1 protein-coding gene is annotated in these 1,381 nt (G+C 39.7%); it reads left to right on the forward strand.

Features of this window, described 5'->3' with window-relative positions; genetic code table 11:
* Positions 1 to 1,287: IS1182 family transposase (locus AXI59_RS15095; protein ID WP_061528628.1), on the forward strand; the 1,287-nt coding region annotated here is incomplete at its 5' end.
* Positions 1,288 to 1,381: the final 94 nt, after the last annotated feature.

Here is a 1,381-nt window from a genome sequence, read left to right on the forward strand (position 1 = left end):
GAGGATCATCTCCTTCGAAAAATCGATAAATACATAGACTTCTCTTTTATCATTGAAAAAGTCAAACCTTATTACAGTGAAAACAAAGGCCGCCCCTCACTCGATCCGCTGATATTATTCAAAATGATGTTTATCGGATACCTCTATGGTATCCGTTCGGAAAGACAGATTGAAAAAGAAATTTACTACAATATGGCTTACAGATGGTTTCTGGGATTGAACATAAACGATCCGGTACCGCATCACTCCACTATCAGTTGGAACAGACGCACTCGTTTTAAAGATACGACCATCTTCCAAGACATTTTTGATGAGATCGTTCTTCAGGCCATCAATCACGATATGGTCGGCGGGCGTGTCCTATTCACCGATTCAACTCATCTTAAAGCCAATGCCAACAAGCATAAATACACGCGAAAAACCATTGAACAAGAAACACAAAATTATATTAATGAGTTAAATGAAGCCATCCAAGAAGATCGGGAGGAACATGGAAAAAAGCCGTTAAAAAACAAAGAGGAGGTGAAAGCTGAAAAAGACATTCGCCATAGTACAACCGATCCTGAAAGCGGCTATCTTTATCGTGAAAACAAACCAGAAGGTTTTTTCTATTTAGATCACCGAACAACGGATATGAAACACAACATTATCACCGATGTCTATGTAACATCTGGAAATGTCCATGATTCTGTGCCTTACCTTGGCCGATTAGATCACCAAATCGCACGATTTGGTTTTCAAGTAGAAGCCGTCGCTCTTGATTCCGGTTATTTAACGACTCCCATTTGTAAAGGACTATCTGACCGCCAAATCTTCGGTGTCATCGCACATAGACGTTTTCACCCTGCCAGAGGCTTATTTCCAAAGTGGAAATTTCATTATGACAGTGAACAAGACAGATACATTTGCCCGAACAAGCAAACACTTACGTACTCAACAACTGACCGCAAAGGCTACCGAACATATAAATCAAATTCTGAAATATGTTCCTCATGCCCGCTGCTTGAGAACTGCACAAAATCAAAGAATCGCCAGAAAGTCATTTCTCGGCATGTATGGGAAGATCATAAAGAAAAGGTCAGACAAAATCGTTTGTCTGTTTCAGGAAAAACCCTCTACAAAAAAAGAAAAGAAAAAATAGAGCGAAGCTTTGCAGATTCAAAACAGCTGCATGGGCTTCGCTATTGCAGGTTGAGGGGAAAACAAAATGTGAGCGAACAAGTTCTCCTCACAGCTGCTTGCCAGAATATGAAGAAGATTGCCACATACCTAGCCAAACAAGGCTAGGTATGTGGGAACTCTTTTTCTGTTTCAGAATAATGATGAAATCATTTTAGACAACGTTATAAACAAAAAAAGCTTGCAGAAAAAACATGGTTTT

Source organism: Bacillus nakamurai, assembly GCF_001584325.1.
GTDB classification, from domain to species: domain Bacteria; phylum Bacillota; class Bacilli; order Bacillales; family Bacillaceae; genus Bacillus; species Bacillus nakamurai.